This is a genomic window from Luteimonas sp. Soil_C_16 (assembly GCF_057657295.1).
In genome coordinates, this window is record NZ_JBDGIS010000004.1 from 338,991 (window position 1) to 365,819 (window position 26,829).

26 protein-coding genes and 1 pseudogene are annotated in these 26,829 nt (G+C 68.2%); 14 read left to right on the forward strand and 13 right to left on the reverse strand.

Annotated elements, in window-relative coordinates:
* Positions 1-3: 3 nt before the first annotated feature.
* The 3 genes from AC3A5T_RS10245 to AC3A5T_RS10255 form a co-directional block, all read right to left on the reverse strand.
* Complete coding sequence (locus AC3A5T_RS10245) at positions 4-861, reverse strand: PA4780 family RIO1-like protein kinase (RefSeq protein ID WP_487628477.1); 858 nt, start codon at positions 859-861, stop codon at positions 4-6.
* A gap of 85 nt (positions 862-946) precedes the next feature.
* The gene (locus AC3A5T_RS10250; RefSeq protein ID WP_487628478.1) at positions 947-3,100 is read right to left on the reverse strand and encodes a S46 family peptidase; all 2,154 of its coding nucleotides are present in this window, start codon (positions 3,098-3,100) and stop codon (positions 947-949) included.
* 130 nt (positions 3,101-3,230) lie between these two features.
* Complete coding sequence (locus tag AC3A5T_RS10255; RefSeq protein WP_487628479.1) at positions 3,231-3,623, reverse strand: hypothetical protein; 393 nt, start codon at positions 3,621-3,623, stop codon at positions 3,231-3,233.
* Between the two features lie 268 nt (positions 3,624-3,891).
* On the opposite strand from AC3A5T_RS10255, the gene AC3A5T_RS10260 reads away from it, so the two are divergent.
* Together AC3A5T_RS10260 and AC3A5T_RS10265 are read left to right on the forward strand one after the other, a co-directional pair.
* Entirely contained in the window at positions 3,892-5,091 is a 1,200-nt protein-coding gene (locus AC3A5T_RS10260; protein WP_487628480.1) for a sensor histidine kinase, read from the forward strand.
* Positions 5,088-5,891 (forward strand): LytR/AlgR family response regulator transcription factor, encoded by an 804-nt coding sequence (locus AC3A5T_RS10265; RefSeq protein ID WP_487628481.1) that lies wholly within the window; start codon positions 5,088-5,090, stop codon positions 5,889-5,891. The genes AC3A5T_RS10260 and AC3A5T_RS10265 overlap by 4 nt, the downstream gene beginning before the upstream one ends.
* A gap of 70 nt (positions 5,892-5,961) precedes the next feature.
* Here AC3A5T_RS10265 and AC3A5T_RS10270 read toward each other — a convergent pair whose 3' ends face one another.
* On the reverse strand, positions 5,962-6,516 hold the full coding sequence (locus AC3A5T_RS10270; RefSeq protein ID WP_332077351.1) for a YaeQ family protein: 555 nt from the start codon (positions 6,514-6,516) through the stop codon (positions 5,962-5,964).
* 108 nt (positions 6,517-6,624) lie between these two features.
* Between AC3A5T_RS10270 and AC3A5T_RS10275 the strand changes: the two genes are divergently transcribed.
* Genes AC3A5T_RS10275 through AC3A5T_RS10285 form a run of 3 tightly spaced genes read left to right on the forward strand, consistent with a single transcriptional unit; the run spans position 6,625 to position 9,745 of the window.
* Complete coding sequence (locus AC3A5T_RS10275; RefSeq protein WP_487628482.1) at positions 6,625-7,473, forward strand: N-formylglutamate amidohydrolase; 849 nt, start codon at positions 6,625-6,627, stop codon at positions 7,471-7,473.
* Positions 7,470-8,684, forward strand: coding sequence for a peptidase MATCAP family protein (locus AC3A5T_RS10280; RefSeq protein ID WP_487628483.1), 1,215 nt, complete (start codon positions 7,470-7,472; stop codon positions 8,682-8,684). Before AC3A5T_RS10275 ends, AC3A5T_RS10280 begins: the two co-directional genes overlap by 4 nt.
* Entirely contained in the window at positions 8,681-9,745 is a 1,065-nt protein-coding gene (locus AC3A5T_RS10285) for an ATP-grasp domain-containing protein (RefSeq protein WP_487628484.1), read from the forward strand. The genes AC3A5T_RS10280 and AC3A5T_RS10285 overlap by 4 nt, the downstream gene beginning before the upstream one ends.
* A 12-nt stretch (positions 9,746-9,757) precedes the next feature.
* Here AC3A5T_RS10285 and AC3A5T_RS10290 read toward each other — a convergent pair.
* From AC3A5T_RS10290 to AC3A5T_RS10300, 3 genes and pseudogenes are all read right to left on the reverse strand, one after another.
* A pseudogene (locus AC3A5T_RS10290) lies at positions 9,758-10,024 on the reverse strand (VOC family protein); the annotation flags it as partial.
* A 2-nt stretch (positions 10,025-10,026) separates the two neighbouring features.
* Positions 10,027-11,256, reverse strand: coding sequence for an MFS transporter (locus AC3A5T_RS10295; RefSeq protein ID WP_487628485.1), 1,230 nt, complete (start codon positions 11,254-11,256; stop codon positions 10,027-10,029).
* 107 nt (positions 11,257-11,363) lie between these two features.
* Entirely contained in the window at positions 11,364-13,694 is a 2,331-nt protein-coding gene (locus tag AC3A5T_RS10300) for an FdhF/YdeP family oxidoreductase (RefSeq protein ID WP_487628486.1), read from the reverse strand.
* A 57-nt stretch (positions 13,695-13,751) separates the two neighbouring features.
* Here AC3A5T_RS10300 and AC3A5T_RS10305 point away from each other — a divergent pair, with 57 nt between their 5' ends.
* A complete protein-coding gene (locus tag AC3A5T_RS10305; protein WP_487628487.1) occupies positions 13,752-13,982 on the forward strand; it encodes a CPXCG motif-containing cysteine-rich protein in 231 nt (76 codons plus the stop codon).
* Positions 13,983-13,989: 7 nt separating this feature from the next.
* Here the strand turns inward: AC3A5T_RS10305 and AC3A5T_RS10310 are convergent, their stop codons facing one another.
* Positions 13,990-14,190, reverse strand: a complete 201-nt coding sequence (locus AC3A5T_RS10310; RefSeq protein ID WP_487628488.1) for a hypothetical protein — start codon at positions 14,188-14,190, stop codon at positions 13,990-13,992.
* A 176-nt stretch (positions 14,191-14,366) separates the two neighbouring features.
* On the opposite strand from AC3A5T_RS10310, the gene AC3A5T_RS10315 reads away from it, so the two are divergent.
* Entirely contained in the window at positions 14,367-15,107 is a 741-nt protein-coding gene (locus tag AC3A5T_RS10315) for a Crp/Fnr family transcriptional regulator (RefSeq protein ID WP_487628489.1), read from the forward strand.
* Positions 15,108-15,211: 104 nt separating this feature from the next.
* Positions 15,212-15,499 (forward strand): DUF3247 family protein, encoded by a 288-nt coding sequence (locus AC3A5T_RS10320; RefSeq protein WP_487628490.1) that lies wholly within the window; start codon positions 15,212-15,214, stop codon positions 15,497-15,499.
* A 56-nt stretch (positions 15,500-15,555) separates the two neighbouring features.
* On the opposite strand, the gene AC3A5T_RS10325 is transcribed toward AC3A5T_RS10320, so the two are convergent.
* Complete coding sequence (locus tag AC3A5T_RS10325; RefSeq protein ID WP_487628491.1) at positions 15,556-16,326, reverse strand: hypothetical protein; 771 nt, start codon at positions 16,324-16,326, stop codon at positions 15,556-15,558.
* Positions 16,327-16,540: 214 nt separating this feature from the next.
* On the opposite strand from AC3A5T_RS10325, the gene AC3A5T_RS10330 reads away from it, so the two are divergent.
* From AC3A5T_RS10330 to AC3A5T_RS10350, 5 genes are all read left to right on the forward strand, one after another.
* A complete protein-coding gene (locus AC3A5T_RS10330) occupies positions 16,541-17,809 on the forward strand; it encodes an MFS transporter (RefSeq protein WP_332077713.1) in 1,269 nt (422 codons plus the stop codon).
* A complete protein-coding gene (gene ggpS / locus AC3A5T_RS10335) occupies positions 17,806-20,148 on the forward strand; it encodes a glucosylglycerol-phosphate synthase (RefSeq protein WP_487628492.1) in 2,343 nt (780 codons plus the stop codon). The genes AC3A5T_RS10330 and ggpS overlap by 4 nt, the downstream gene beginning before the upstream one ends.
* A 402-nt stretch (positions 20,149-20,550) precedes the next feature.
* Positions 20,551-20,973, forward strand: coding sequence for an MliC family protein (locus AC3A5T_RS10340; RefSeq protein ID WP_487628493.1), 423 nt, complete (start codon positions 20,551-20,553; stop codon positions 20,971-20,973).
* Positions 20,974-21,078: 105 nt separating this feature from the next.
* The gene (locus AC3A5T_RS10345) at positions 21,079-21,492 is read left to right on the forward strand and encodes an MliC family protein (RefSeq protein ID WP_487628494.1); all 414 of its coding nucleotides are present in this window, start codon (positions 21,079-21,081) and stop codon (positions 21,490-21,492) included.
* Positions 21,493-21,659: 167 nt separating this feature from the next.
* Positions 21,660-22,964, forward strand: coding sequence for a short-chain fatty acid transporter (locus AC3A5T_RS10350; RefSeq protein WP_487628495.1), 1,305 nt, complete (start codon positions 21,660-21,662; stop codon positions 22,962-22,964).
* A 47-nt stretch (positions 22,965-23,011) separates the two neighbouring features.
* On the opposite strand, the gene AC3A5T_RS10355 is transcribed toward AC3A5T_RS10350, so the two are convergent.
* The 4 genes from AC3A5T_RS10355 to AC3A5T_RS10370 form a co-directional block, all read right to left on the reverse strand.
* Entirely contained in the window at positions 23,012-24,382 is a 1,371-nt protein-coding gene (locus AC3A5T_RS10355; protein WP_487628496.1) for an amidohydrolase family protein, read from the reverse strand.
* Positions 24,379-24,624 (reverse strand): DUF2789 domain-containing protein, encoded by a 246-nt coding sequence (locus AC3A5T_RS10360; RefSeq protein ID WP_487628497.1) that lies wholly within the window; start codon positions 24,622-24,624, stop codon positions 24,379-24,381. Before AC3A5T_RS10360 ends, AC3A5T_RS10355 begins: the two co-directional genes overlap by 4 nt.
* A gap of 142 nt (positions 24,625-24,766) precedes the next feature.
* Positions 24,767-24,943 carry a DUF1328 domain-containing protein gene (locus AC3A5T_RS10365; protein ID WP_159681721.1) on the reverse strand — a complete coding sequence of 59 codons (177 nt, stop codon included), beginning with the start codon at positions 24,941-24,943 and terminating at the stop codon, positions 24,767-24,769.
* Positions 24,944-25,044: 101 nt separating this feature from the next.
* Positions 25,045-25,671, reverse strand: a complete 627-nt coding sequence (locus AC3A5T_RS10370; protein ID WP_487628498.1) for a DUF998 domain-containing protein — start codon at positions 25,669-25,671, stop codon at positions 25,045-25,047.
* A gap of 104 nt (positions 25,672-25,775) precedes the next feature.
* Here AC3A5T_RS10370 and AC3A5T_RS10375 point away from each other — a divergent pair, with 104 nt between their 5' ends.
* Complete coding sequence (locus tag AC3A5T_RS10375) at positions 25,776-26,822, forward strand: ROK family protein (RefSeq protein ID WP_487628499.1); 1,047 nt, start codon at positions 25,776-25,778, stop codon at positions 26,820-26,822.
* Positions 26,823-26,829: the final 7 nt, after the last annotated feature.

Here is a 26,829-nt window from a genome sequence, read left to right on the forward strand (position 1 = left end):
AGATCAGTCGGTTTCATCGGCCTCTTCGCGGCCCTGCTGGCGGATCACCGCTTCCTGGCGCGCATCCTCGATCGACCACAGGATCGCGCCGGTGTCGGCCTTGCGCGTGTCGAACACGAACGTGCCGGTCAGCGGCGTATCGGCCTTCAGGTCACCCGCCTCGTACAGCGCCCACATCTCCTCGCCGTAATGCGTGTCGGCAAGCTCCGGCGCGAAGCGCGCGAGCGTGTCGCGGATGTTGTGCACGTCGCGCAGCAGCATGTCGCGCGCGGCGTTGTTGCCGGCCGCGCTGACGACCTGCGGGAAATCGATCAGCACCGGGCCGTCGGGCGTGGCCAGCACGTTGTACTCGGACAGATCGCCGTGGACCATGCCCAGCACCAGCATCCGCACGACATCCCGCACCAGCATCAGATGCCATTCGCGGGCCTGGTCGGGTTCGAGGTCCACCTCGGCCAGGCGCGGCGCGCTGAAGCCGTCGGCGTCAGTGACCAGATCCATCAGCAGCACGCCGTGGAAGAAACCGTAGGGCTGCGGGACGCGCACGCCGGCCTCGGCCAGGGCGTAGAGCGCATCGACCTCGGTGGTCTTCCACGCGGCTTCCTGCTCGCGGCGGCCGAACTTGGTCGCTTTGCCCATCGCACGCTGCTCGCGGCTGCCGCGGACCTTGCGGCCTTCCTGGTACTGCACGCGCGCCTGGAAACTGCGCTGCGCCATGTCCTTGTAGACCTTCGCGCAGCGCACCTCGTCGCCGACCTGGACGACGTAGACCGATGCCTCCTTGCCGCTCTTGAGCGGGCGCAGCACGGCGTCGATGATGCCGTCCTCGATCAGTGGCTGCAGTCCCTGCGGGATCTTCATGGTGCCGTGGGGCTCCGGGTGTGGCCCGACATTGTGCGGCCTGCGCCGGCCGCGCGCCCGAACGGCACCCGACCGGCGCGACGCCTCAACGTGCGGACAACCCCATCTCCTCGAGCAGCGCCGGCGCCGGATACACCTTGGCCATCAGCCAGCGCATGTAGCGCATGTCGACGTGGATCGCGCGCTTGTAGCGCGGATCGAACCACCAGCTCGCGCTGACGGACTCCCAGTTGCTGTCGAAGTTCAGGCCGACCAGTTCGCCACGCGCATTGAGCACCGGCGAGCCCGAGTTGCCGCCGGTGGTGTCGAGGTTGGTCAGGAAGTTCACCGGCTGGGTGCCGAGCGAGGCTTCGGCGGTGCCTTCGAAATCGCCCTTGGCGATCGCATCGAGCAGCGGCTGCGGCGCGTCGAACGGCACCTGCCCGGTGTTCTTCTCGACGATGCCGGCGACGGTGGTCACCGGCGAGAACGCCACCGCATCGCGCGGCGCCAGCGCTTCGACCTTGCCGTAGCTCACGCGCAGCGTGCCGTTGGCATCCGGATACACCGCGCGGCCCTGCTGCGCGCGCCAGGCGAACAGCGCACGCATGTACGCCGGGCGCAGCCGCAGCTGTTCGCCTTCGCGGGTCTTGCGCGCGTCCTCGGCATCGAGCTGCGCGGCGACCAGCTGCGCGGCCAGTGCGAGCAGCGGATCGTCGGCCAGCGGACGACCGGCGCGGGCATCGGCGAAGCGCGACAGGCGCTGCGCTTCTTCGCCCAGCGTCGTGCGCGCGTAGACCGTGTCCAGCGCCGTCTTGAGCGATTCGGGCGTGCGGCCGAACGCGGCGTCGAAGGCCGGCAGACGCTGCGCATCGGGCAACTGCTGGTAACGGCCGACCAGCACGCCGAGTACGGCCTTCTCCGCCGACGGCGCATAGCGACGCTGGGCCTGACGCAGCACGCCCTCGATCAGCGCATGGTCGCGCTGCTGGTAGCCGGTCTCGCGCGCGGCATCGTCGGCCTTCGCCGATTCGATGCGCAGGCGTTCGAGCAGCAACGCCGAGCGCAGCAGCTGGGTCTGGCTGGCGACGAGGGTCAGCAACTGGTCGCGCGCGCCTGCGGCATCGGCTTCGCCGAGGATCGCCTGCAACGCCGCGATGTCGCTCGCGTCCTCGCCGGTGGTTGCGGCCAGCATCGCGGTCTCGTCCTCGCCGCGCAGGCGCACCGCGTCGCTGCGCAGCAGGCCCTCGAGCTCGCCCGCCGCGCGCTTGCGGTTGTTCTTCAGCGACTGCAGCTGCGAGGCGTAGCGCGTGCGGATGTCGGCGTCATCGGCGCCGGCGGTCTCGACGGCGTCGATCAGCGCATCGAACACCGCCACGCGCTGCGGCAGCACGCGCGCGACCTGGGCATCGAACTCGGCCGCGGTGCGATGGCGGAAGGTCGTGCCCGGATAGCCGGCGAGCATCGCGTAATCGCCGGCGTGCAGGCCGCCGCGGGCGATCTGCAGATGCGCCGGCGGTGCGTACGGCACGTTGTCGGCGCTGTAGTCGGCCGGCTTGCCGTCGCGGCCCACGTAGGCGCGCAGCAGGGTGAAATCGCCGGTGTGGCGCGGCCACATGAAATTGTCGATCTCGTCGCCGTAGTTGCCGATCGCACGCGGTGGCGCATAGACCAGACGCACGTCGCGCAGCTCCAGCTGGCGGATGCGATAGAAGTCGGTGCCGTAATACATGTTGGCGACGCTGCAGCGCACCTCGCCCGACGCCTCGCACGCGGCGACGATGCGTTTGCCGGCGGCGTCCACCGCATCAAAGTACGCACGACCGGTCTTGCCACGCGCCTCGGCCAGCACTTCATCGGTGACCTTGTCGAAGCCAACCGTCACCAGCACGCGGAAGTCGGGATTCGAAGGCCGCTCGTCGCCGCGGCCTTCGGCGATGAAGCCGCCGTCGATGATGTTGCGCTCGGCGCTGCTGTTGTACTGGATCACGCCGTAGGCGACGTGGTGGTTGGTCAGCAGCAGGCCTTCATCGGAAACGAAGGCGCCGGTGCCACCGCCGACCTTGACCACGGCGCTGAGCGGCGGCGCGGTGACGTCGGCCAGCGCGTCGGCACGCCCGCGGAACCCCGCCTCGCGCATCGGCTTGGCGATGTCCGGCAGCTGGGTCGGCATCCACATGCCTTCATCGGCATGTGCGGTCACGGCGGACAGCGCGAGGCCGGCGGCAAGCGCGGCGGTGGCAGGACGGCGGAGCGGCATACGGGGATCCGATAGAAACTGGCGAGCCGCGACCTTAGCCAGCGGTCGCGGCCGGGGCAACGGTCGGAGGTCATGGAGCAGCGGCGGATGCGACCCGCCCGGGCCCTTCCCTCCGGACACAGGGCTTCGCTCAATCGGCGTGCAACGCCGCCGTCACCCGGGTCGCGCCGGTACCATCGCGCCGGCCATCGCTCGCCCGCAGGTACAGGCCCCGGTGGCGACAGACATCGATGTCGCTGTAGAGCAGCGTGCGGCCGTCGCGGAAGCCGATCCGGAAATCCTGGACGCAATGCGCACGGGAAATTTCCACTGTCGCCACATTGAAGCCGCCCCGTAGTGGCGCGATTGCGATCGGTACGAACCCGGGATCGCCGGCGGGCGCCGACGAGGCCGAGACGACGCTGTCGTGACTGACGTTGATCAGATCGAAGTAGCGCATCCCGGCGTCTCCGGCACGCGCATCGGAGGCATGGGACACGGTCGCGAGCAACGCGACCAGGGCGAGGGTGTGCGCGATGGACATGGCGGTGGCTCCGGTGCAGGAATGGGACCGGAGGCAGACGATCCACGCTCCGGCACCGGCATCAGGCCGCGTCGTGGTGGCGCCGGAAAGCGATTCGGGACGAATCGTCGTACCGGACGTGCCAATCGTAGTGCGACGCCGCCATCGCTTCCGGCCCCCCGCGAATGCACCTAGGATGCGGACGTCCCCTGCAGGAGACGCGCGGTACCACGCCGACCGCTCGACCCGTACGCCACGACCGCTCAAGCGACATCGACACCGGAGCAGCATGAAGATTCGCCTGGGCAGCCACGAAATCGGCCTGTTCCACTACCTCGCGCTGTGGACGGCGATCGCGGTGCTGTTCGCCCTGCAGAACAGACTCAACGGCGGCTCGCCGAACACCCGCTGGCCGCTGTGGGACGTGCTCCGCTGGTCGTTGATCGTCTGGTACACCTGGGCGGCCCTTGCGCCCATCGTGTTTCGTCTGGCCGAGCGCTACCCGGTGCGCGCCACGCTGCGCTTCTACGGACTGCGCACCCAGCTGCTGATCAGCCTGGGCATGACAGGGCTCGCGATGATGATCGGCGCGATGGTTTCGACGCTGTTCGAGCCCAGCGGCTTCTACGAGCAGCTGGGGTACTTCATCGAGCAGCACTTCGCCATCGGACTGCTGACCTACTGGCTGCTGTTCGCGGTCCAGCAGGCCATCCATTTCCACGCCGAGAAGGCGCGACGCGAACTGGAGGCCAGCCGGCTGGCCACCGACCTCGCGCGATCGCGCCTGCTGGCGCTCAAGTCGCAGCTGCAGCCGCATTTCCTGTTCAACACATTGCACGCCATCGTGACCCTGCTCGACGAAGACAAGGTGTCCGCCGAGGACATGCTGCTGCGCCTGAGCGAACTGCTGCGCGCATTCCTGGAGGATTACGATGGCCAGGAAATCAGCCTGCGCCAGGAACTCGTGCTGCTGGATCTGTATCTCGGCATCCAGCGCACGCGCTTCAAGGACCGCCTGACCACGCGCATCTACATCGCGCCGGACACGCTCGACTGCGCGGTGCCCAGCCTGATCCTGCAGCCGATCGTCGAGAACGCGATCCACCACGGCATCGGCAAGCGCGTGGGCGCGGACTGCATCGAGATCGAGAGCCGGCGCGAAGGCGGCACGCTCTACCTGGACGTGCGCAACCGCAACAGCACGCTCGAAGACCCGGGTGCTGCCGGCGGCAATGGCGACATGGACCGCGATGCCACCGGGGTACCCAGCCACGGCATCGGCCTGTCCAACACCCGCCTCCGATTGCAGGAACTGTACGGCGATGCCGCGCAGGTGCGCCTGGATATCACCTGGCCACAAGGCGTCGCCTGCCGCATCCAGTTGCCCTTCCGCAGATTCGAGGAAGAGGAGACGGCCGCCTCTTTCGCCGACGGCACGCATGCCGACCCGCTCGATGACGACGACGCCCCGGAACTGCCGCGCGCATGAGGATCACCGCACTGGTCGTCGACGATGAGCCGATCGCCCGCCTGGCCATCGTGCGCCTGCTGCGCGACGACCCGCAGATCGAGGTGATCGGCGAGTGCGGCGACGGCGTCTCCGCGGTGGAGGCGATCCGTCACGGTTCGCCGGATCTGGTGTTTCTCGACATCCAGATGCCCGGCATCACCGGACTCGACGTGGTCGCGACGATCGGCGCGGCGCGCATGCCGGCGACCGTCTTCGTGACCGCCTACGAACAATTCGCGGTGCGCGCCTTCGATGCCAACGCCGTCGACTATCTGGTCAAACCTTTCGCCCGCGAACGGTTCGCCGATGCGCTGCGCCGGGTCAAGACCCGATTGGCGGCACCGCAGGACACCAGCGCCGACACGGCCGCGCGGATCATGCAGGCGCTCGATGCCCTCCGGCAGCGCGACGACTACCTCGCGCGCATTCCGGTGCGCGAGGACGACCGCGTGGTCTTCGTCGATGTCGACGACATCATCTGGATCCGATCCAACCGCAACAGCGTGCAGATCCACGTGCCCGGCCGCGTGCACGAGCTCCGCGAAACCATGACCGCGCTGCAGGCCCGTCTGGATCCGCGTCGCTTCGCGCGCGTGCATCGCTCGGCGATCATCAACATCCAGCGCATCAAGACCATCGACCCCTGGTTCAACGGCCACCACGTGGTCACGATGGACAACGGCCAGCAGCTGCGCATGAGCCGCTATCAGAACGACACCTTCCTGCGTCCTGTGACGACGCAGCGTCCCGGTAGCCAGGCGCCGGACACGGCCGGATGAGCGCCAGCGGCGAGCGACTGCGGGCGCGTTCCGGGAGGCCCGTGCCGGTCCCGCGACACCGCGATTTCGTCTACCGCTCGTCCGCCGGACGCACCCGCCAGACGGGGGTCATCGTGACGGTCTGCGACTCGCTCATCAGCTGCAGTTCGCCGTCCTGGATCATCGCGGTCAGACGCATGCTCCGCTGCAGCAGACCGACCGCCTCCTCGATCTTCGCCGGGTCGAGATCGACCACGGTGAGGTTCTTCAGCCGCGTGAGCGAATTCGCGATCCGCTCCCACCAGATCTGCGCGGCATTGCCGCTGTAGTTCACCACCACGACCTGGCGCGAGCGTCCGCTGGCCTTGCGGATGCGGCTCTCGTCCGGCTGGCCGAGATCGATCCACTGCTCGATGTCGCCGGTGTAGTCGCGGCGCCACAGATCCGGCTCTTCCTCGTTGCTGAGGCCGCGACCGAATTCGAGGCGTTCGTCGGCGAACAGCGCGAAGGTGATCAGCCGCACCATCAGACGCGCTTCGGTCTCCGACGGGTGCTGCGCCAGCACGAGGTCATGCGAGGCGTAGTAATGCCGGTCCATGTCGGTGACCTGGAGTTCGGCTTTGTAGACGGTGGCCTTGGGCGCCATGAGGACGGGTCTGCGCGAGAGAGGCGCGATTGTAGGTTAAACAGGCGTCAAGGCCGGGCGCGGATGTGGTCACGGGCACATCATTCCCTGACTGCGAGCATGCGCGCCATGCCTGATCCACGCCGCGCCGCCCCCGCCCCCCTGTTTTCCGACACCACGCCGCCCGCGTTGCTCGAGCGCGTCGACGCTTGGGATCTGGCCGTCGCCGACGGCCCGGTCATCGCGACCGCGATCCACGACGGCCATGCACTGCGTCCGTCACTACGTGCCCGCGTCAAGCTCGACGACGATGCGCGCTGGCGCGAGGAAGACCCGCTCACCAGCCTGCTGACCCAGGTCGGCGATACGCGACTGCGGGTGCGCCAGTCGCGCTTCGAGGTCGATCTCAACCGCCCGCGGGCCGAGGCCGTCTACACCGGTCCCGAGGCCTGCTGGGGACTCGATGTCTGGACCACGCCGCTCGACGACGCGGAACGCGAGACGTCGCTGGCACTGCACGACCGCTTCTACGACACGATCGGTGAGCTGATCGACCGCACGGTCGCCCGTTGGGGCAGCGCGCTGCTGATCGACATTCACAGCTACAACCACCGCCGCGATGGACCCGACGCCGCGCCCGCGTCGCAGGATGCCAATCCCGACATCGAACTCGGCATCACCACACTCGATCCCGAGCGTTGGGGCGAGACTGCGAAGCGCTTCGCCAATGTGCTGCGCCGGCATCCCGTGCGCGGCGCTTTGCCGGACGTGCGCTGCAATGTGCGCTTCCCGACCGGCGGCCACTTTCCCGAATGGGTCTTCGAGAACTGGGGCGATCGCGTCTGCACGATCTCGCCCGAGTACAAGAAGATCTTCATGGACGAATGGAGCGGCCAGGCGGACATCCCCGCGCTGTACGCACTACGCGATGGCCTGTCGCATGCGGTCGACGCGGTGCGTCCGGAGTTCCTCAAGTGAGCGCGGGCGTTGCCCGGCGGCCGGTCGCACGACCGTTGCCGCCGGTGGCCGCGCACGTCGACGAAGCGCTCGCCGCGCTCGATGCGCGGCTCGACTGGCTGCTGGCCCTGTCGCCGCTGGACGGCGTGGGTTTGTGGAACGCCTTCGAAACCTCGGGCCGCACGCTCGAACCCACGCTGCGCTACGTGGACCTCGACACCGATCTGGTCGAGACGCGCCGGGCGCTCGATGCCCTGCCCGTCAGCGAGATCGAATCGCCGGCGCTGCAGGCACTGCTGGCCGAGAAGCAGGGCGAACTGGGCCGGATGATCGATCTGGTCGAACAGCGCGACCAGGCCGGTTTCGTCGATGCCAGTGTCGCGCTGTTCGGCGCGGTGGAGCCGGACCTGCTGGTGCTCGCCGAGCGCATCCTGGCGAGCGTGGGCAGCGGTGAACCGCTGTCTGCAGATTGCGGTATCGACGAGGTGCGCAGCCAGGTCGACGCCGAGATCGCCTGGTACCGCACGCAGGCGCCGGACTTCCACATCGACGTCGTCGTGGATACCGACATCAGCTCGATGCTGATGGTCTCGCACGGCACCTTCTACATCGACGGCAACATCCGCCTGCCGCGCGCACGCGTGCAGCCGCTGATCCAGCACGAGATCGGCACGCACGTCGTCACCCGCCACAACGGCCGCCAGCAGGCTTTGCGCCAGCTCGAAGTCGGCCTGGCGCACTACGACCCGATGCAGGAAGGCCTCGGCGTACTCGGCGAATTTCTCGCCGGCTACCTGCCCGGCGAGCGTCTGCGCATCCTCGCCGCGCGCGTGGTCGCGACCTCGATGGCCGCACGCGGCGAACAATTGCCGGCGATTTTCGCCTGCCTGCACGAAACCCACGACATGCCGACCGACGACGCGTTCGATGTCGCCGTGCGCGCGCGACGCGGCGGTGGGCTGACCAAGGACGCGGTCTATCTGCGCGGCCTGCGCGATCTGCTCGCCTACCTGGAAGCCGGCGGCGATTTCGACGCCCTGTTCCTCGGCAAGTTCGCATTGCCGCAGCTCGAACTGCTGGACGCGCTGGTCGACGACGGCTGGATCGTGCCGCCGGTCCTGCTGCCCCGCTACACCACCCGCGAGGATTTCCGCAGCCGCCTCGACGCCTGTCGGCGCACGCCGGTCGAGCGCCTCTTCCACACACACCGCACCCCGGAGCATGCTGCATGACAGACGGACATCCCCTGCGTTTCGGCTTTGTCGTCAACGACGTCGACACCGAGCAGGACAACTACACCACGATCCGTCTAGCCCGCCGCGCCCTGTCGCGCGGCCATGAGATCGCGCTGATCGGTCTCGCCGACTTCACCTACGACGCCGACGGCACCGTGCGCGCCTGTGCGCACATGCCATGCGGACAGGATTACGCCGACGATGCGGCCCTGCTCGCCGACCTGCAGTCGGACGAGTGCCCGACGGAGCGCATTTCCGTCGACGATCTCGACGTGCTGATGCTGCGCAGCGATCCCGCCGACGAGATGGTCGAGCGCCCCTGGGCGCCCGGCAGCGGCCTGCTGTTCGCGCAGCTCAGCGCGCTGAAGCGGGCACTGGTGGTCAACGACCCGACGCACCTGACCGACGCCTCGAACAAGACCTACTTCCAGCATTTCCCCGAAGAAGTCCGCCCCGTCACCTGCATCAGCTGCGACATCGACGAGATCAAGGCCTTCATCGAAGCGCGCGACGGCTACGGCGTCATCAAGCCGCTGCAGGGCTCGGGCGGCCAGAGCGTGTTCGTGGTCACCCCGGAAAGCGCCGGCAATCTCAACCAGATGATCGACGCGGTGCTGCGCGACGGCTACGCGATCGCCCAGGAATACCTGCCCAAGGCGAAGGACGGCGACCTGCGTCTGCTGATGCTCAATGGCCGCCCGCTCGAGATCGACGGCACCTACGCCTGCATCCGCCGCTACAACGACAGCGGCGATGCGCGCAGCAACATCAGCGCCGGCGGCAAGTACGAGATGGCCAAGCCCGACGCCGATGCCTTGCGTCTGGCCGAACTGGTCGCGCCGAAACTGATCCGCGACGGCATGTACTTCGTCGGCCTCGACATCGTCGGCGACAAGCTGATGGAAGTGAACGTCGACACCCCCGGCGGCATCAACATGCTCGAGGAACTGACCGGTCTCGATTTCTCGGGCCGCATCCTCGAAGACCTCGAGCGCAAGCTGCGCCTGCGCAAGCATTACGGCAGGACGCTCAGCAACGTCGAACTGGCGATGCTCTGAGCCACGCGGGCGTCAGATCCGGTTGGCGATCTCGATGAGGTTGCCGTCCGGATCGCGCACGTAGATGGACAGGATCGGGCCGGTCGCCCCCGTGCGGGGCACCGGCCCGTCTTCGATGTGGACGCCCGCCGCATGCAGTTCGGCCTGCACCCGGTCCAGCGGCGTTGCGGTCAGCAGGCACAGGTCCGCCGATCCAGGCGTGGCGCGCAGTGCCTTCGGTTCGAATTCGTGGCCGGCCTGGTGCAGGTTGATCTTCTGCACACCGAACGCGAGCGCGCGCGTCAGTCTCCGGTCGATGCGATGGACGGATGCGCCGGTGACGGCGTGTCCGGCGCGTGGCGCTGGAGATGTCGAGCCGCGACGAAGGCGAGCGCCAGCAACACGAGCGCACCGCCGGCCAGCACCGACCAGCCGCCGTGTGCCCACAGCCAGCCGCTGGTCGCGCCGATCAGGCTCGACCCCATGTAGTACGACAGCAGATACAGCGAGGCCGCATGGCTGCGATGCGTGCGGCCGAGCCGGCCCACCCACGCGCTCGCCGCGGCATGCGCGATGAAGAAGCCGATGGTCAGCAGCACAAGACCCGGCACGATCATCCACAACGTCGGCGCGAGCGTCAGCAGCACGCCGGCCGCGGCTACCACGACACCGGCGACGACGACCGGGCCACGACCGAAACGATCCGACAGACCACCGGCGACGGTCGAACTGACGATGCCGAACACGTAGGCGCTGAAGATCCAGCCGATCTCGGCCTGCCCCAGATCGAACGGCGCCGCGCCGAGCCGGAAGCCGAGATAGTTGTAGACGCTGACGAACACGCCCATCACCAGGAACGGGATCGCGAACAGCCACGGCAGCAGCGGATCGCGCAGATGCCCGCCCCAGGCGCGCAGGTGGAAGCGCAGATTGATCCCGCGCTGGCGCACGAAGTGCCGCGATTTAGGCAGCAGCCAGACGAAGGCGATCGCGACCAGCAGATCGAAGCCGCCCAGCAGCGCGAGCGCGGTCCGCCAGTCGAACCAGTCGGTCAGGAAGCTCACCGACAGCCGCCCCATCATCCCGCCGAAGGCGTTGCCGGCGACGTAGAGCCCGACCGCCGACCCCAGCCGCTGGGCGGGGAATTCCTCGGCCAGATAGACCATCGCCACCGCGGGCACACCGCCGAGCGCAATGCCCGCGAGTGCGCGCACGAGTACGAGGCTCGGCCAGTGCGACAGCATCGCGGCGAGCATCGTCAGCATCGCGGCGACCGCCATCGACACGAACATCAGGCCGCGTCGGCCGAGATTCTCCGAGACCGCGCCGGCGCAGAAGATCGACAGGGCAAGCCCGAGCGTCGCCAGCGACAGCGGCAACGAACTCGCCGCCGGCCCCACGCCGAACTCGCGCGCGAATTCGGGCAGCAGCGGCTGCACGCCGTAGAGCAGAGAGAACGTGGCGAAGCCGGCAAGGAACAACGCAAGGCGGATGCGGCCTGGGCGCAGTGGCGCCGGCGAAGGGGCGGACATCGGGGACGGATGCAGCGACGTGGGGGCCCAGTATCAGCCTGCGGCGTCACGCAGGCCAGCGAAGCGGATGGATCGATGTGTCGCGCGCGGGCACCGGCGCGCCCCGCTCATTCCGGCGCAGGACCCGCCGGCACCGGCGCATGGCCACCGCGCACCACGCGCACCGGCACGGATTTGGCGGCAGGCACGTGGCTGTCGATCGCATGGTGCGCCACCGGGATCAGCGGATTGCATTCGGGGTAGTAGGCCGCAATGCAGCCGCGCGGAATGCGGTACGGAATCGCGCGCAGGCCGCCGACTTCGCGGATCTCGGGATCGTCGTCGAAATCCGCTGCGAGCGTGATCTGTTCGCCGTCGTCCAGACCCAGCTCGGCGATGTCGTCGGCGTGCATCAGCACCACACGGCGCGTGCCGTCGATGCCGCGGAAGCGGTCGTGGTAGCCGTAAACCGTGGTGTTGAACTGGTCGTTGCTGCGCACGGTCAACAGGCGATAACGCCCCACCTTGTCGGCGAAGCCGGTCGCACAGATCACGTCGGGCACGTGGAACTCGGCCTTGCCGCTCTCGGTCGACCAGCGCCGCTCGCGCGCCGCGACCGGACGCGGAAAACCACCCGGTGTGTAGAGGCGCGTATTAAAATCGCGGAACTGCTCGGGATACGTCTCCTCGATCGCATCGCGCACACGTGCGTAATCCTTGACCCACTCCTGCCACGGCACACAGGCGGCGCGTTCGGGCGACAGGATCGCCTGCGCGAGAGAGGCGACGATCGCAGGCTCGGAGCGCAACATCGGGCCGGCCGGCGGGCTGTTGCCGAACGAGGCATGGATGCAGGTCGTGCTGTCTTCGATGCTGACCTTTTGCGCCACGCCGTCCTGCACGTCTTCCTCGATCCGGCCCAGGCACGGCAGCAGCAATGTCTCGCGCCCGCACAGCAGGTGGTTGCGGTTGAGATGCGTGGCCACCTGCAGACTCAGCGCGAGTCCCTGCCATGCCGGTTCGAGGCGACCGGTGTCGGGCGCGGCGCGGGAGAAATTGCCGCCCAGCCCGATGAAGGCTTCGACGCTGCCATCGAGGATGCCTTCGACCGTCCCGACCGTATCGAGCCCTTTCTCGCGCGGCGGCTCGAAGCCGTATTGCGCGGCGATCCTGCCGAGCGGCACGAGCTCGGGCTTTTCGGAAATGCCGACGGTGCGCTGCCCCTGCACGTTCGAATGCCCGCGCACCGGGCAGATGCCCGCGCCCGGACGGCCGACATTGCCGCGCATCAGCGCGAGATTGCAGACCATGCGCACGTTGTCGACGCCGTGGCGGTGCTGGGTCAGGCCCATGCCGTAGATCAGGATCGACGATTCCGCCTGCGCGTAGACACCCGCGACGCCCTCGATGTCGGCGCGTGACAGTCCACTCTCGCGTTCGATGTCGGTCCAGTCCGCGGCACGCAGCCAGGCTTCGAAGGCTTCGAAACCATTGGTGTGGGTCTCGATGAAACCGACATCGAGCACCCGCGGGCGGCCTTGCGCCTGCGCGGCGTCGTCGAGATCGAGCAACGCGCGCGCCAGTCCCTGCATCAGCGCGATGTCGCCGCCCGCACGCACCGGGAAATAGGCATTGCTGATCCGCGTCGACGCGCCGGTGGCCATCGCCAGCGGTTCCTGTGGATTCCTGAAGCGCTCCCAGCCGCGTTCGTACAAGGGGTTGAAGGTGATGATCTCTGCGCCACGGCGCGCGGCTTCCTGCAACGGATGCAGCATGCGCGGACTGTTGACGCCGACGTTCTGGCCGAAGGAGATGATGCAGTCGGTGTGTTCGAAATCTTCCAGCAGCACGGTGCCGACCGGCACGCCGATGCTGCGCGGCAGGCCCACCGACGTGCTCTCGTGGCACATGTTGGAGCTGTCTGGGAGATTGTTGTTGCCGTACAGCCGCGCCAACAGGCCGTACATGTAGGACGTTTCGAGCGAGGCGCGTCCCGAGGCGTAAAACACGGCGCGCTCGGGCGCCATCCCGCGCATCAAGCCGCCGGCGATCGCGAAGGCCTCGTCCCAGGACACCGGCACGTAGTGATCACTGGCCGCGTCGTAGCGCATCGGCTCGACCAGCCGGCCCGCCGCTTCGAGATCGTGATCGGCCCAGGTCAGCAGTTCGGTTACGGTGTGTTGCGCGAAGAAGGCGGCATCGGCGCGGCGGGTGTCCAGCTCCCACATCGTGGCCTTGGCGCCGTTCTCGCAGAATTCGGCGGTGTGCGGCTCGGCCGGCTTGGCCCAGGAACAGCTCACGCAGGCGAACCCGTCGATCTTGTTCTGGCGTTGCAGCTGTCGCGCGCCTTCGATCGTTTGCGCGCCGTCGCCGGTGCCGTAGCGCAGCAGCGATCGCACCGAACCCCATCCGCCCGCGGGCGCCTCGTAGGGCTTGAACGTGGGATGCGACTCGCTCATGACGGACTCCGGCTTCGACTCGACGCCTTACCGTCGCCGAATACATCTCCCCGCGACGTGAATGTCGGCCTCACGACCTTTCAACGTCCACGGGCGCAAGGTGAGCCCATGCAGGATGTCGCCAAATTGCGCTGCCCCTGGTGCGGAGAACGTTTCGAGACGCTGGTCGACGCCAGCGTCGGCGATGCGGATTACGTCGAGGACTGTCCGGTCTGCTGCCGGCCCATCGAAATGCATCTCGCCGTGGACGACGACGGCATCCGCCTCGACGCCGGACGCGAGGACTGAGACACCGTCAGTCGGGGCTGACCGGCGTGAGTTCCCAGAACGTCTGCACCAGCGGCGCCGCATCCTCCCAGCTCACATCAGGGTTGCGACGCAGCCGTAGCCAGCCTTCGCGCAACTGGGTCTCGCACTCGTCCCACGAGCGCTCGCCCAGATATTCCCGGGACATCTGTCCGTACACCCGGCACAACTCGACGTCTTCAGCGTTCACGTCGGCATCCTTGTTAGAGGGTGAGACGCGGCCAGGTCGGCCGCACCATGTCGGCAGCATGTGAACAGGGCGCAGTCAGGGTCTGTGCGCTAACGCACGTAGTTCAGTCAGCTGTATGCGCGTTGCCGTACATACGACACCGCATTCAGACGGGAAAATCCATACTCGTTCATCCGATGGACCTTTCGCTGCGCATGAAGAAGAAAGCGCCCTGGGCGCCGCTCAATGGACTGCTGCAGGACCTGCCCGACGACGTCTGCGACCGCGTCGGCGACGAGGTCCAGCTGGTCGACATGCCGGCTGGCAAGGTGCTGCACGAAGCCAATGTGGCCCAGACGACGATCTACTTCCCGCGCGAAGGCATCGTGTCGCTGATGTATGCGCTCGAGAACGGCGACACCAGCGAATTCGCGATGGTCGGCAACGAGGGCATGGTCGGCATCGGTCTGTTGACGGGTGCGCGCAGCGTGCCGACGCGCGCGGTGGTCAAGGTCGGTGGCGAAGCCCTGGCCCTGCGCGGCGAGTTCGCGATCCGCGAGTTCCAGCGCGGCGGCGCGTTCCAGGAAATCCTGCTGCGCTATTTCCAGGCACTGGTGACCCAGACCGCGATGACCGGCGTCTGCAACCGCCACCACACGGTTGACAAGCAATTGTCGCGCTGGCTGCTGCTGGTCAACGATCGGGTGGGTTCGGTCGAGATCAAGATGACCCAGGAGCAGATCGCGCATCTGCTGGGCGTGCGCCGCGAAGGCATCACCGAAGCCGCGCGCCGTCTGCAGGAAGACGGCTGCATCCGCTACAGCCGCGGCGTGATCCAGGTGCTGGACCGCGAATGTCTCGTGGCGCGCTCCTGCGAGTGCTACGGCGTGGTGCGGACCGAGTACGACCGGCTGCTGCGCCCCGCGCTCGAGGGCTGAGCGCCACGGACGCGCGCATCGGCGCGGGCCTCGTCACACCCCGTCATCACGGCCCGTTGCGCGGGCCGCGCGAGCATGGACGTCTTCCCCCGAAGGAATCGTCCATGAGCCGGATCCCACCCCGCATCTTCACCAGCCGAGAGGATCTCGATGCGATCGAACGGCGCATCGTGCTGCTCGATGACGAGGCGCGCGTGCGCGTTACGCTGGACGACGGGAGCGTCGTCGAAGGCACGGTCTCTGCCCGGCCGACGCTGGAGGTCTCCCGCAACGGTGATGGCGACGAAGGCCACAACGCACGGCTGCGGCTCGACGATCCCGCGCAGCCGGCGACGCCGCACTACGTGTGGGTGGGCGACGTCCGCGACATCGAGCGGCTCGGCACGGCCTGAGCCGCTCGATGTCGCGATGGCGCCGCGCATGTTGGCGCGTCGCCGGCACGCTGCCCTCACTCCTCGCAGCGCACGCGACTGACGCCCTCGCCGGCATCGTCGCCGACGAACAGGGTGTCCGGCCCGTCCAGACGCAGGAGCCGATCGGCAGTCCAGGTCTGGCCTTCGCCTTCGTAAGCCGCAGCCACGCGCACCGCGTCGTCGTCGAGTGCCAGCACCGACGTCGGTGTGGCGATGCTCTCGTGGAAGCGCAACGCGCCCGGTTCGACGCGCAAAGCCATGTCGCTGCCCCCGGACCTGCAGGCGTCGGCATCCGCATCCCATCGGCCGAGGAAACGGTCGGGAATCGTCGTCGACGCGTCGTCGTCGCCCAGCTCGCCGGGCGGTGTCGGCACCGGCATCGATGCGGGCCGCGCGCAGCCGCGGAACGGGCCGCGACCATCGATCGTCAGCAGGCCGGTCATCGGGAAGCGCGCGCCGGACATGTCGTCCTCGCAGCGCATGCGGCGCACGATCAGTACTACCGAGCCGTCCGCATCCGGTGCATCGATGCGCCGGCCATCGGCGGTCATCGAGACGCGTGCCCCGGTGAAGCGGCGTTCCGCCGCATCGACACCGCGCAGGATCACCGTGTCGCCCTCGACGGTGGCCTGCCAGAACGGTTCGTTGGTCGACACGACCACGTCGTCGTCGCTGCTCGCAGCCGGCGCCGTCGCCTGCGGTGCTGGCGTCACAGGTGCAGTAGCGCTGCCGGGCGCGATTTCGGGCTGGCAGGCGGCCAATAGCAATGCGGCAGGCAGCAGCAGGTGGACCGGGTGGATTCGCATATCGGGATGCCTCGGAGCGGACTGGACGCTAGCATCGCCGGTCGCGTGTTCATGTCCGGTCACGCGCGTCCGGAATTCGCCGCAAGCGCATGATTGCGTTGCGGTTTTCGCTGCAGCGCAGCATCGCGCCCGCACGTCGACTGCGGGTGAAAATATCCAGCGTATTCAATATGTTATAATTTCGGACCTTCGCTGATCTTGCCGGAGGTCTGCCATTCCAGTCGTCCGTAATCTTGCCGCGCTGTTCGCCGGCGTCGCCCTGCTGCTGATGGGCAGTGGCCTGCTGGGCACGCTGCTGGCGGTGCGCGGCCGGATCGAGAACTTCGACGACCAGACGATGGGCCTGATCATGTCGGGCTACTTCGTCGGCTTCTTCCTCGGCACGTATCTGGCGCCGGGGCTGATCCAGCGGATCGGCCACATCCGCGCCTTCGCGTTCTACTCGGCGCTGGTCGCCGCCGCGATCCTGCTGCATCCGGTGTTCGTGAATCCCTGGGCCTGGGGCGCGCTGCGCGTGCTGACCGGCGTCGGCCTCGTCGGCCTGTACACGGTGATCGAAAGCTGGCTCAACGTGCAGGCGCCGCCGGACAAGCGCAGCCAGGTGTTCGCGGTCTACATGGCGGTGAACCTGCTGGCGCTGGCCGCCGGCCAGTGGTTCATCAGCTTCATGGATCCGTCGACGTTCGTGCTCTTCAGCGTCGTCGCGATCTTCATCTGCGTCGCGGCGCTGCCGGTCGTCGCCAGCCGCATGGTGCAGCCCACACTGCCGGCCGTGCCGCGACTGGCATTGGCCTCGCTGTGGCGCGCGGCGCCGGCGGCCGCGAGTGGTTCGCTGCTGGCAGGCGTCGCGATGGGCGGTTTCTGGGGCATGGGCGCGGTCTACGCGACCGGCCTGGGCCTCGATCTGCAGGGCATCGCGGCGCTGATGAGCGCGACGATCCTCGGCGGCGCGCTGCTGCAATGGCCGATCGGCCGCGCGTCCGATCGCGGCGATCGCCGCACGACGCTGGCCATCATCTGCGCGATCGCGGCCGTGATCGGCGTGGCGATGATGTTCGCCGCAGACCGGTCACATGTCGCGCTGTTCGGCCTGTTCTTCCTGTTCGGGGGCGTGGCGTTCGCGATCTACCCGCTGTGCGTCGCGCATCTGCTCGACCATCTGCCGGTCGAGGACACGCTGTCGGGCTGCTCGAGCCTGCTGCTGCTCAACGGCGTGGGCTCGGCGATCGGCCCCGCACTCGCCGGCGCCGCGATGGTGCGGTTCGGGCCGTCCGCCCTGCCCGCCTCGTTCGCGATCGTGCTCGGCGTACTGGCAGTGATCGCCGCGGGCCGTCGCCTGATCCGTCGTCGCGACCGTGAGCATCCGTCCGTCTTCCACCCGATGCTGCGCACCACCCCGTCCGCACTCGAACTGCTGCCCGAAACCGGCCCCGCACCCGAGGGCCCCGACCTTTCCGATCCACACCACAAGGACCCACGTTGACTCAGGAATCCACCAACACAGACCTCACCCCCGCCAATACCCCGTTCGTCCCGCGACTCATGCTCGCGACCGATCTCGACGGCACCTTCCTCGCCGGCTCGCCCGCGCACCGCCAGCAGCTCTACCGCCTGGTCGACCGCCACCCCGAGATCCGCCTGACCTTCGTCACCGGCCGCGGCCTCGAAGCCGTCATGCCGCTGCTGTCCGACCCCAGCCTGCCGCGCCCCGACTACGTGATCTGCGATGTCGGCGGCACCGTCGTCGACGGCCACACGCTGCAGCCGATCCAGCCCCTGCAGACGCGCATCGACCGTCGCTGGCCGGGTGAGCGCGCGGTGGCCGATGCGATGGCCGGCTTCAACGGCCTCGTGCGCCAAGACGTGCCGCAGGAGCGCCGCTGTTCCTATTTCTGCGAGCCCGACGCGCTGGCCGGCATCCGCGGCGAGATCGAAGCCACCGCACGCAAGCTCGGCTGCTCGGTGCTGTACTCGGCCGACCGCTATCTCGACATCCTGCCGCCCGATACCGACAAGGGCCGCACCCTCGCCGCGCTCGCCGACCATCTGGAGCTGCCGCGCGACCACGTGCTCGTGGCCGGCGACACGCTCAACGATCTGTCGATGTACACCTCCGGATTCCAGGGCGTGTGCGTGGGCGAATCCGAGCGCGCACTCGTCAAGGCGACCGATCAACTGTCGAACGTGTTCCAGGCGCAGGCGCCGGGCTGCGGCGGCATCCTCGAGGCCATCACGCACTTCGACCTGCTCGAATCCGATGATCCCTATCTGCGCCAGACGATCGAGCGCACCACCGGCCAGTCGGATCTGGTGATGGTCTATCACCGCCTGCCTTACGAGGAATACGTGGAGGACGGCCAGCGCAAGCGACGCCGCCCGACCTCGCCCAACGGCATCATTCCGAGCCTGCTCGGCTTCTTCGGCAGCGGCCAGAAAGGTTCGTGGGTCGCCTGGAGCGTCGACGATCCCAAGCTCGGCAAGTTCGAGACGCGCACGCCGGTCGATCCCGATGCGTATCCCGACCTCACCGTCGCCCGCGTGCCGCTGAGCCAGACCGAGGTCGACGCCTTCTACAAGCGGTTTTCGAAGGAAGCCTTCTGGCCGATGCTGCACACGTTCTGGGAGCGCGCGCGCTTCAGCGAGGACGACTGGAACATCTACCTGCGCGTCAACCGCAAGTTCGCCGAGGCCACTGCGGCCGAAGCCGCGCCCGGCGCGACGGTGTGGCTGCACGACTACAACCTGTGGATGGTGCCAGCGTATCTGCGCGAGCTGCGCCCGGACGTGCGCATCGCGTTCTTCCACCACACCTACTTCCCCTCGGCCGACGTGTTCAACGTGGTGCCATGGCGCCGCGAGATCCTCGGCAGCCTGATGCAGTGCGACTACATCGGCTTCCACATCCCGCGCCAGGTCGAGAACTTCGTCGACGTGGTGCGCGGTGCGATGCCGACCGAAGTGCTGGAACGCGAAGGCTGCGCGCCGCGCTTCCTGACCTACGGATGTGCGGTCGGCCTGGACGAGACCACGACGCGCATCCGCGTCGGCGATCGCGTCGTCGGCCTGGGCGCGCATCCGGTCGGCACCGACATCAAGCGCATCGAAACCGGCCTGGCGCACCCGCGCGTGCGCGTGCGCCTGGAGCAGATCCGACGCGAGTTCTCCGGCCGCAAGCTGGTGCTGTCGGTCGAACGGCTCGACTACACCAAGGGCACGCTGGAGAAATTGCTCGCGTTCGAGCGCCTGCTCACCGAACAGCCGGATCTGCGCGGCAAGGTCAACCTGCTAATGGTGTGCGTGCCGGCGGCGAAGGAGATGACCGTCTACCGGGAACTGCAGACGCAGATCGAGCAGGCGGTCGGCCGCATCAACGGCCGCTACGCGATGCTCGACTGGACGCCGGTGCGCTTCTTCGCACGCGGCCTGCCGTTCGAAGAGGTCCTGGCGCACTACGCGGCCGCCGACATCATGTGGATCACACCGCTGCGCGACGGGCTGAATCTGGTCGCCAAGGAGTTCGTCGCCGCGCAGGGCATCGAAGGCTCCTCGGGCACGCTGGTGCTGTCGGAATTCGCCGGCGCCGCCGCCGAACTCAAGGGCGCGGTGCTGACCAATCCGCACGATCTGACCGATCTCGTCGCCGGGTTGCGCCAGGCGTTGTCGATGCCGGAACACGAAGCCGTGGGCCGCCAGCGCCAGTTGTTCGACATCGTCCACTACTACGACGTCGAACGCTGGGGCCGCGATTTCCTCGCCGCCGTGGAGACCGCCGGCAGCGGCGCCGACCAGCATCGCTATGCGATGCGTGGACTCGCCGCCTGAGCGGATGCGGGAGCGCTTCGCGCAGGCATGTGCGAAGCGCTTCCGCGTGTTGCGTGGGACTCGCGTTCCACTGCATCGGACGCGCCATTCCAGACGCATCGCGTGAATCCAGCACCTCTCCCTCTGGAAGAGCGCCTGCCCCGGACTTGATCCGGGGTCGACGCGCATCGCGCGTCGGGTGAGGGAACGACTGACAGGACAAGGTTGAAGTCTCGCGCTTCCTCGCAGCTTCAGGGCTGGAGGTACGCTGGATGAAAGCAACGATGGGTTTCGCTGCGCTCCACCCATCCTGCGTTGAGCCCGGCGTCGCCTCGACGACGCCACTCTCCGTTCACCGCGCCTTCCCTAGCCTGCGGTGACCTGTCGGCACCACGCCGGCGCCCGACTCGAAGAGGACGCCACATGCGCGCAGCACCCGCCACCGCTCTCCTGCTCACGTTCGCCCTGGCCGCCTGCAGCGGCGAATCGACGCCCGCATCGCCGGCCGTGGACACCCCGCCGCCTCCGCCGCCTGCCGCCGCGCCTGCGGAAGAGGCACCGCCGACCGGTTCACTCGCCGCGCGCGATGCCGAGACCGAGCCGTCGAACACGATCAACTACGACTGCGAGGGCACGCGCATCACGCTCGCCCAGGAAGGCGAAGGCGACGACGCCGGCGTGCAGTTCGTCGTCGACGGCGTGACGCTCGACCTGCCACGTGCCGAGACCGCGCAGGGCGATCGTTTCGCCGATGCCGACGGCAACGTGTTCTGGAGCCACGGTACCGACGAGGCACGCTTGACCCTCCAGGGCCAGCACGAGCGCAACTGCGCCCGCGTCTACTGACGCATCAGCGCATTCATCGCCTCCGGGAAACGGAGGCGATATGCTCGCCACGCCCCTCCCCGCCCCCACGCGTCGATCCGATCCACCCAAGGCAAGGAGACGACCATGCGCTGGTTCACCCCCGTGTTCACTGTGGCCATCGGCCTGTCGCTGGCGGCGTGTTCGCCGGCAGAAGCACCGCCCGCCGATGATGCGGCGACGCCGCCGGCAAGCGGCAGTACCGAAGAACAGGCTCCCGCTCCGGAAACACCGAGCACCGATGCGGCGCCACTGCCGCAGGTGATGCATTACGACTGCGAAGGCACCCCGGTCGATGCGACGTTCGATGGCCGCGGCCAGGTCAGCGTCGCGGTCGATGGGGCCACGTACGTCCTGCGTACCGAAGAAGCGGCGTCGGGCACGAAATACGTCGACGACGCCGGCGTGGTGCTGTGGACACGCGGTGCACACGATGCGCTGCTGACGCGCCCCGATCATCCCGACCGCACCTGCACGGGTTCGCCCGCGGCGCCGGTCTGAGTCTCCGTGTGCGCGCGAACACGCGCATGTGTTTCGCGTATGTGTGGACGCGCGCCTCCAGGCAGGCGCGCGTTCCGTTTCGTGGCAGGCAGGTAGACCATGGTCCAGCAGGCATCGGGTGGGTGCGCCGCTAAGCTGGGCGGTCGTTTTCCACGACGGTACCCGCCATGTTCCAGCGCGCCACGCGCCTGTCCGTCCGACTCGTCGAACGGTTCCTGCCCGACGCCTACGTCTTCGTCCTGATCTTCACCGCGCTGGCTTTCATCGCCGCCTTCGCGATCGAACAGACACCCCCGCTCGAACTCGTCCGCTACTGGGGCACCGGATTCTGGGAGCTGCTCGGCTTCTCGATGCAGATGCTGCTGGTGCTGGTGACCGGTTTCATTCTGGCCAAGACGCCGCCGGTCAAACGCGGCCTGACCTGGATGGCCTCGCGCTGTCGCACACCGAAGAACGCGATCGTCGTCGTGACCTTGGTGGCGATGGCGGCGAACTGGATCAACTGGGGTTTCGGCCTGGTGATCGGCGCGCTGTTCGCGCGTGAAGTCGCGCGCTTCGTCAAGGTCGATTACCGCCTGCTCGTCGCGAGCGCGTACTCGGGTTTCATCATCTGGCACGGCGGCCTATCGGGTTCGATTCCGTTGACGATCGCGACCGAAGGCCACTTCATGCAGGAAGCGATCGGTCTGATTCCGACGTCGGAGACGATCTTCGCGCCGTTCAATCTGCTGATCGTCGCGCTGCTGGTGATCGCGATTCCGCTGATCAACCGCGCAATGACGCCGTCCGACCAGGACGCCGTGCTGTTCACCCCGCCCGAAGATCCCGAGCCGCCGGTGCTCGCGCAGGAATCCAGCCCGGCCGAGCGTCTCGAACACGGCTGGATCCTGTCGGTCGCGGTCGGTGTCGCCGGTCTGGTGTTCCTCGCCGACCACTTCATCGCCGGCGGCGGGCTCAACCTCAACATCGTCAACTACGGGTTCCTGATGCTCGGCATCGTGCTGCATCGCACGCCGGCACGGCTGCTGGCCGCGCTGCAGGAAGCGATCAAGGGCGGCGCGGGCATCGTGATCCAGTTTCCGTTCTACGCCGGCATCATGGCGATCCTCGTCGGCTCGGGCCTGGCGACGACGATGTCGGAATGGTTCGTGTCCTTCGCCAGCGCCGGCAGCCTGCCGTTCTGGACCTTCCTGTCGGCCGGCCTGATCAACATGTTCGTGCCCTCGGGAGGCGGCCAGTGGGCGGTGCAGGCGCCGGTGATGATTCCGGCCGCGCAGGCGCTGGGCGCCGATCTGCCGCGCGTTGCGATGGCGGTGGCCTGGGGCGATGCGTGGACCAGCATGCTGCAGCCGTTCTTCGCCCTGCCCCTGCTCGCGATCGCCGGGCTCAAGATCAAGGACATCATGGGTTACTGCCTGATGCTGCTGTTCGCATCGGGCGTGATCATCGGCCTGGTGTTCCTGCTGCTCTGATCGTTGCTGAAGACCCGCCGCGCGCATGCCGCGCGGCGGGTCCTGATTCACTCCGCGTGACGCTCCGCGATCTCGGCCAGTCGCGCATCGAGCGCGTCGCGCGGCCACCAGCGACCGCGTGCCATGACGCCCAGCGGCGCCTGCGCATGCGACAGATCCTCGCGCGGGTCGCCGGCCAGCAGCACCAGATCCGCGCGACGGCCGACTTCGACGGTGCCGAACGCATCCGGCGTGCCGAGCGCCCGCGCGGCGTTGCGCGTGCCGGTGACCAGCACCTCGTACGGCGTCAGACCGGCGGCCTGCATCATCGCCATCTCGCGATGGATCGAGAAACCGGGCACGTTGAAGAACTGCGGCGCATCGGAGCCGAGCACGATCGGCGCGCCGCCGTCGTGCAATGCCTTCAGCAGCTCACGTCGCAGCGTGACGAGCGCCTGCGCGGCATCGGGTTGGAAGGTGTCGCGCGTCGCGTACTCGTGCTTCGCACGGCGCCAGCGCTCACGCTCAGACGCCGGCATGTAGCGCATCTCCGGCCACTGCAGCATCGCCTCGGGCGCTTCGGACGAGGCCATGTGTTCGACCAGGGTCAGCGTTGGCACGTTCCAGGTGCCGGAAGAACGCGTGCGTGCGACGGCCTCGTCGATACGGCCGCGATCGGCCCACTGCACCCAGCCACTGCCGAACCAGCCCGCGTCGCGCGCGCCGGTCTCGGTGCCTGGAGGCACGAGGAACTCGACGTAGCGATCGAAGTGATCGATCGAGGCCTGCTTCGCATCGAGCGCGACGTCCAGCGGCACGCCCTCGGGAATATGGCCGGCGAACGGAATGCCCACCGCGTGCGCGGTCTCGGCCATGCGCGGATATGCATCGGCCGGAATGCTGCCGATCTTGACCAGATCGAAGCCGGCGGCGTGATGCGCACGCACTTCGCGTTCGGCTTCGTCGGCACTCTCGCTGCGCAGCCACGGGCTGGCGACGAGCATCGTCGGACCGTTGACCTCACCGCGTTCGATGCGCGCGCGAAGCGCCGGATGCGAGACGTCGCCCGACATGTTGCGCACCAGCGTGACGCCGTTCGCCAGATACAGATCCAGCGTGTCCTGCACATAGACCGGATCGTCGCCGCCCGGCACGTGGCCGTGGAATTCGGCGAGGCCCGGCATCAACACGCGCCCTGTGCCGTCGATGCGCGTCGCATCGTCCGGCACGTCGACGTCATCGCGCGGGCCGATGGCGGTGATGCGGCCGTCGCGGACGACCACCGTCTGCGACGACAGCCGCACGTCGCGGTCCATCGGCAGCACGTCGACGTCGACGAATGCGAACGTTCCCGCAGCGCCGGCATCCGGGGTCGACTGCGCCTGCGTCGCGCCGGCCAGCAGCAGACTCGTGGCGGCAAGGCCGTGCCACCACCTCATGTGGACGGACGCGCATGCAGCGCGACATTGAGCTGGTCGATCACGACGATCCAGTCGGCATCCTCGATGCGCTCCTCGCGCAGCAGCTGCGCCTGCGCATCGGTCCAGAACGGCGCTTCTTCCAGGCGCACGTCGTCGGGCAGCGGACCGTGTTCGGCGATGAAGCCGCGGATCGAGGCCTCGTCATTCGGCAGGCCCAACTGGGCGAAGAGTTCGGAAAACGGATGGATGGTCGATTCCACGATGCACTCCAGGTTGGTCGTGCACCGAGCCTAACGCGGCCTGCGTCAACGCCGTTTCAGGCGCACGTGGAATTCCGGATGCCGGACACGCGAACCGCCCGGCATGCGGGCGGTTCGGTCGACACCTGTGCAGCAGTACGGACTAGCTGGCGACTTTCTTGGCGACCGTCAGCCCCAGCACGAATAGCACGACAGCGATGATGACCGCTGCCCAGAACAGGAACTTCGCGATGCCCATCGCGCCACCGGCAATACCGCTGAAGCCGAGCGCGCCGGCGACGAGGCCGATGACTGCGAAAATGATGGCCCACTTGATCATGAAACGTTCTCCTTGCGGGGCGACGCGAATCCACGTCGCCAGTGGCCGAAATCTTCCGCCGCGTGCGGTGCGGATCGCGTGAATGCACGCCGTGCGTCGCGTCAGCGTACGCGGCGGGCGAGCGCGCGCAGCACGCAGAACATCCAGCCGAGAATGAGCACGATCACCGTCTTCTGCGCGAGACCGCGGGGCGCGTCGCGCCAGGCGGCGAGCACCCAGACCGATGCGAAACACAGCAGTGCCCACGGCAGTGCCCAACGCGCCGTGCGGCGCCACCCGGGATCGCGCAGGAATCCGAGCGCCTGCACCACCATGCCGGTCGTCGCGAACAGGAACGCGCCCTGCGCGGACACGCCATGGATCAGGCCCTCCAGCGAACGGTCCACGCCCGGCAAGTCCATCCACGCATACGCGGTGATCGACAGCGAGGTGCCCGCGAGCGCGAACAGCAGCAGAGCCGCCGCGCTGCGTGCGGACGGCGCATGCGTTTCGCGCAAGGCCCAGCCGAGCGCGACCATGCCGATGCCGAGCGCGACGTAGGCGATCTGCAGCAACGGACCCCAATCACCGATCAGATACAGGCTCATCTGGCTGGCGACGGGATCGAGTTCGGACCGCAGCAAATGCAGCGCGACGGCCGCGGCGACGAACACGGCGAGACTCGCGGCCGCGACGTGGCAAGCGCGATGGAGCGCCGGGCGCTGCGCAGGAAGGACGGGTGCGGACATCGGAAACGGGCGTCGGAACTTCGCGACGCATGCTACCGGAGCCGTCACATTCCGCTAGCCGCGCACCCGTGACGATGCGCACCACTCCGCAATCCCGTGCTCCGATGCCGCGCGACCCCCGCAACCGACACGCCGCGATCCGCCTGCCCGACCTGCGCATCGACAGCTGCAACCTGCCCCTGCGCGATCCCGACGGCGACGGTTTCCTCGGTGATCGCGCGAGCCAGACCGCGTTCCGCCGGTTTCTCGATGCGCGGCGCCGGCACCATTTCACCGGACGCCGCGATCCCTTCGGCCGCACGGCGACCCATGCCATCTCCAAGAGCGAGATCGATCTGGTGCTGGTCGGCGGCGACGCCGATGCCGCGCACCTCGTGCACGCGGCGGTCGAGGACCATGCGCACCAGCTCGCCGGTGTGGTGCGCGGCTTTCTGGCGACCGACGATTGGCACGGCGTGCGCCGCATCGTCATCGGCGGCGGATTTCCCGGCAGCCGCGTCGGCGCGCTGTCGGTGCGCCGCGCCGCACGTCTGCTCAAGCTCGCGCGCAGCGGCGTGGACCTGTCGCTGCTGCGCCACGACGGCGACGATGCCGGTCTGCTCGGCTGGGTGCCGTTGGCCCCGGCGGCGACGCATCGGCACGACGCCTTCCTCGCGGTCGACATCGGCGGCACCAACATCCGCTGCGGCATCGTGGCGCCACGGTTCGACCAGCGCGAGGACGGCAGCCGCGCCCGCGTGCTCGAACGCAGCCAGTGGCGCCATGCCACCGAATCGCCCGATCGCGAGGACGCGGTGACCCGGATGGCGGCGATGCTCAATGGCCTGATCGCGCATGCGCGCACGCTGGGACTGCGGCTGGCGCCGTTCGTGGGCATCGCCTGCCCCGGGCACATCCACGTCGACGGGCGCATCCTGCACGGCGCGCAGAACCTGCCGGGCGACTGGGAGGCCGAGCATTTCCGCCTCGCCGACGTGCTGCAACACCGGCTGGACCGCATCGGCACGCGCGCGCCGCAGGTCCTGCTGCACAACGATGCCGTGGTGCAGGGGCTGAGCGAGCGCCCGCGCATGGCATCCGTCGAGCGCTGGGGCGTGCTGACCATCGGCACCGGTCTGGGCAACGCCAGCTACACCAACCGCCGCGCCTGAACCGCAG

What these genes read in the sequence shown, in the direction of transcription:
- AC3A5T_RS10245 (WP_487628477.1), bottom strand. Translation starts at nt 861, where the DNA reads ATGAAGATCCCGCAGGGACTGCAGCCACTGATCGAGGACGGCATCATC.
- AC3A5T_RS10250 (WP_487628478.1), bottom strand. Translation starts at nt 3,100, where the DNA reads ATGCCGCTCCGCCGTCCTGCCACCGCCGCGCTTGCCGCCGGCCTCGCG.
- AC3A5T_RS10255 (WP_487628479.1), bottom strand. Translation starts at nt 3,623, where the DNA reads ATGTCCATCGCGCACACCCTCGCCCTGGTCGCGTTGCTCGCGACCGTG.
- AC3A5T_RS10260 (WP_487628480.1), top strand. Translation starts at nt 3,892, where the DNA reads ATGAAGATTCGCCTGGGCAGCCACGAAATCGGCCTGTTCCACTACCTC.
- AC3A5T_RS10265 (WP_487628481.1), top strand. Translation starts at nt 5,088, where the DNA reads ATGAGGATCACCGCACTGGTCGTCGACGATGAGCCGATCGCCCGCCTG.
- AC3A5T_RS10270 (WP_332077351.1), bottom strand. Translation starts at nt 6,516, where the DNA reads ATGGCGCCCAAGGCCACCGTCTACAAAGCCGAACTCCAGGTCACCGAC.
- AC3A5T_RS10275 (WP_487628482.1), top strand. Translation starts at nt 6,625, where the DNA reads ATGCCTGATCCACGCCGCGCCGCCCCCGCCCCCCTGTTTTCCGACACC.
- AC3A5T_RS10285 (WP_487628484.1), top strand. Translation starts at nt 8,681, where the DNA reads ATGACAGACGGACATCCCCTGCGTTTCGGCTTTGTCGTCAACGACGTC.
- AC3A5T_RS10295 (WP_487628485.1), bottom strand. Translation starts at nt 11,256, where the DNA reads ATGTCCGCCCCTTCGCCGGCGCCACTGCGCCCAGGCCGCATCCGCCTT.
- AC3A5T_RS10300 (WP_487628486.1), bottom strand. Translation starts at nt 13,694, where the DNA reads ATGAGCGAGTCGCATCCCACGTTCAAGCCCTACGAGGCGCCCGCGGGC.
- AC3A5T_RS10315 (WP_487628489.1), top strand. Translation starts at nt 14,367, where the DNA reads ATGGACCTTTCGCTGCGCATGAAGAAGAAAGCGCCCTGGGCGCCGCTC.
- AC3A5T_RS10320 (WP_487628490.1), top strand. Translation starts at nt 15,212, where the DNA reads ATGAGCCGGATCCCACCCCGCATCTTCACCAGCCGAGAGGATCTCGAT.
- AC3A5T_RS10325 (WP_487628491.1), bottom strand. Translation starts at nt 16,326, where the DNA reads ATGCGAATCCACCCGGTCCACCTGCTGCTGCCTGCCGCATTGCTATTG.
- AC3A5T_RS10340 (WP_487628493.1), top strand. Translation starts at nt 20,551, where the DNA reads ATGCGCGCAGCACCCGCCACCGCTCTCCTGCTCACGTTCGCCCTGGCC.
- AC3A5T_RS10345 (WP_487628494.1), top strand. Translation starts at nt 21,079, where the DNA reads ATGCGCTGGTTCACCCCCGTGTTCACTGTGGCCATCGGCCTGTCGCTG.
- AC3A5T_RS10350 (WP_487628495.1), top strand. Translation starts at nt 21,660, where the DNA reads ATGTTCCAGCGCGCCACGCGCCTGTCCGTCCGACTCGTCGAACGGTTC.
- AC3A5T_RS10355 (WP_487628496.1), bottom strand. Translation starts at nt 24,382, where the DNA reads ATGAGGTGGTGGCACGGCCTTGCCGCCACGAGTCTGCTGCTGGCCGGC.
- AC3A5T_RS10365 (WP_159681721.1), bottom strand. Translation starts at nt 24,943, where the DNA reads ATGATCAAGTGGGCCATCATTTTCGCAGTCATCGGCCTCGTCGCCGGC.
- AC3A5T_RS10370 (WP_487628498.1), bottom strand. Translation starts at nt 25,671, where the DNA reads ATGTCCGCACCCGTCCTTCCTGCGCAGCGCCCGGCGCTCCATCGCGCT.
- AC3A5T_RS10375 (WP_487628499.1), top strand. Translation starts at nt 25,776, where the DNA reads ATGCCGCGCGACCCCCGCAACCGACACGCCGCGATCCGCCTGCCCGAC.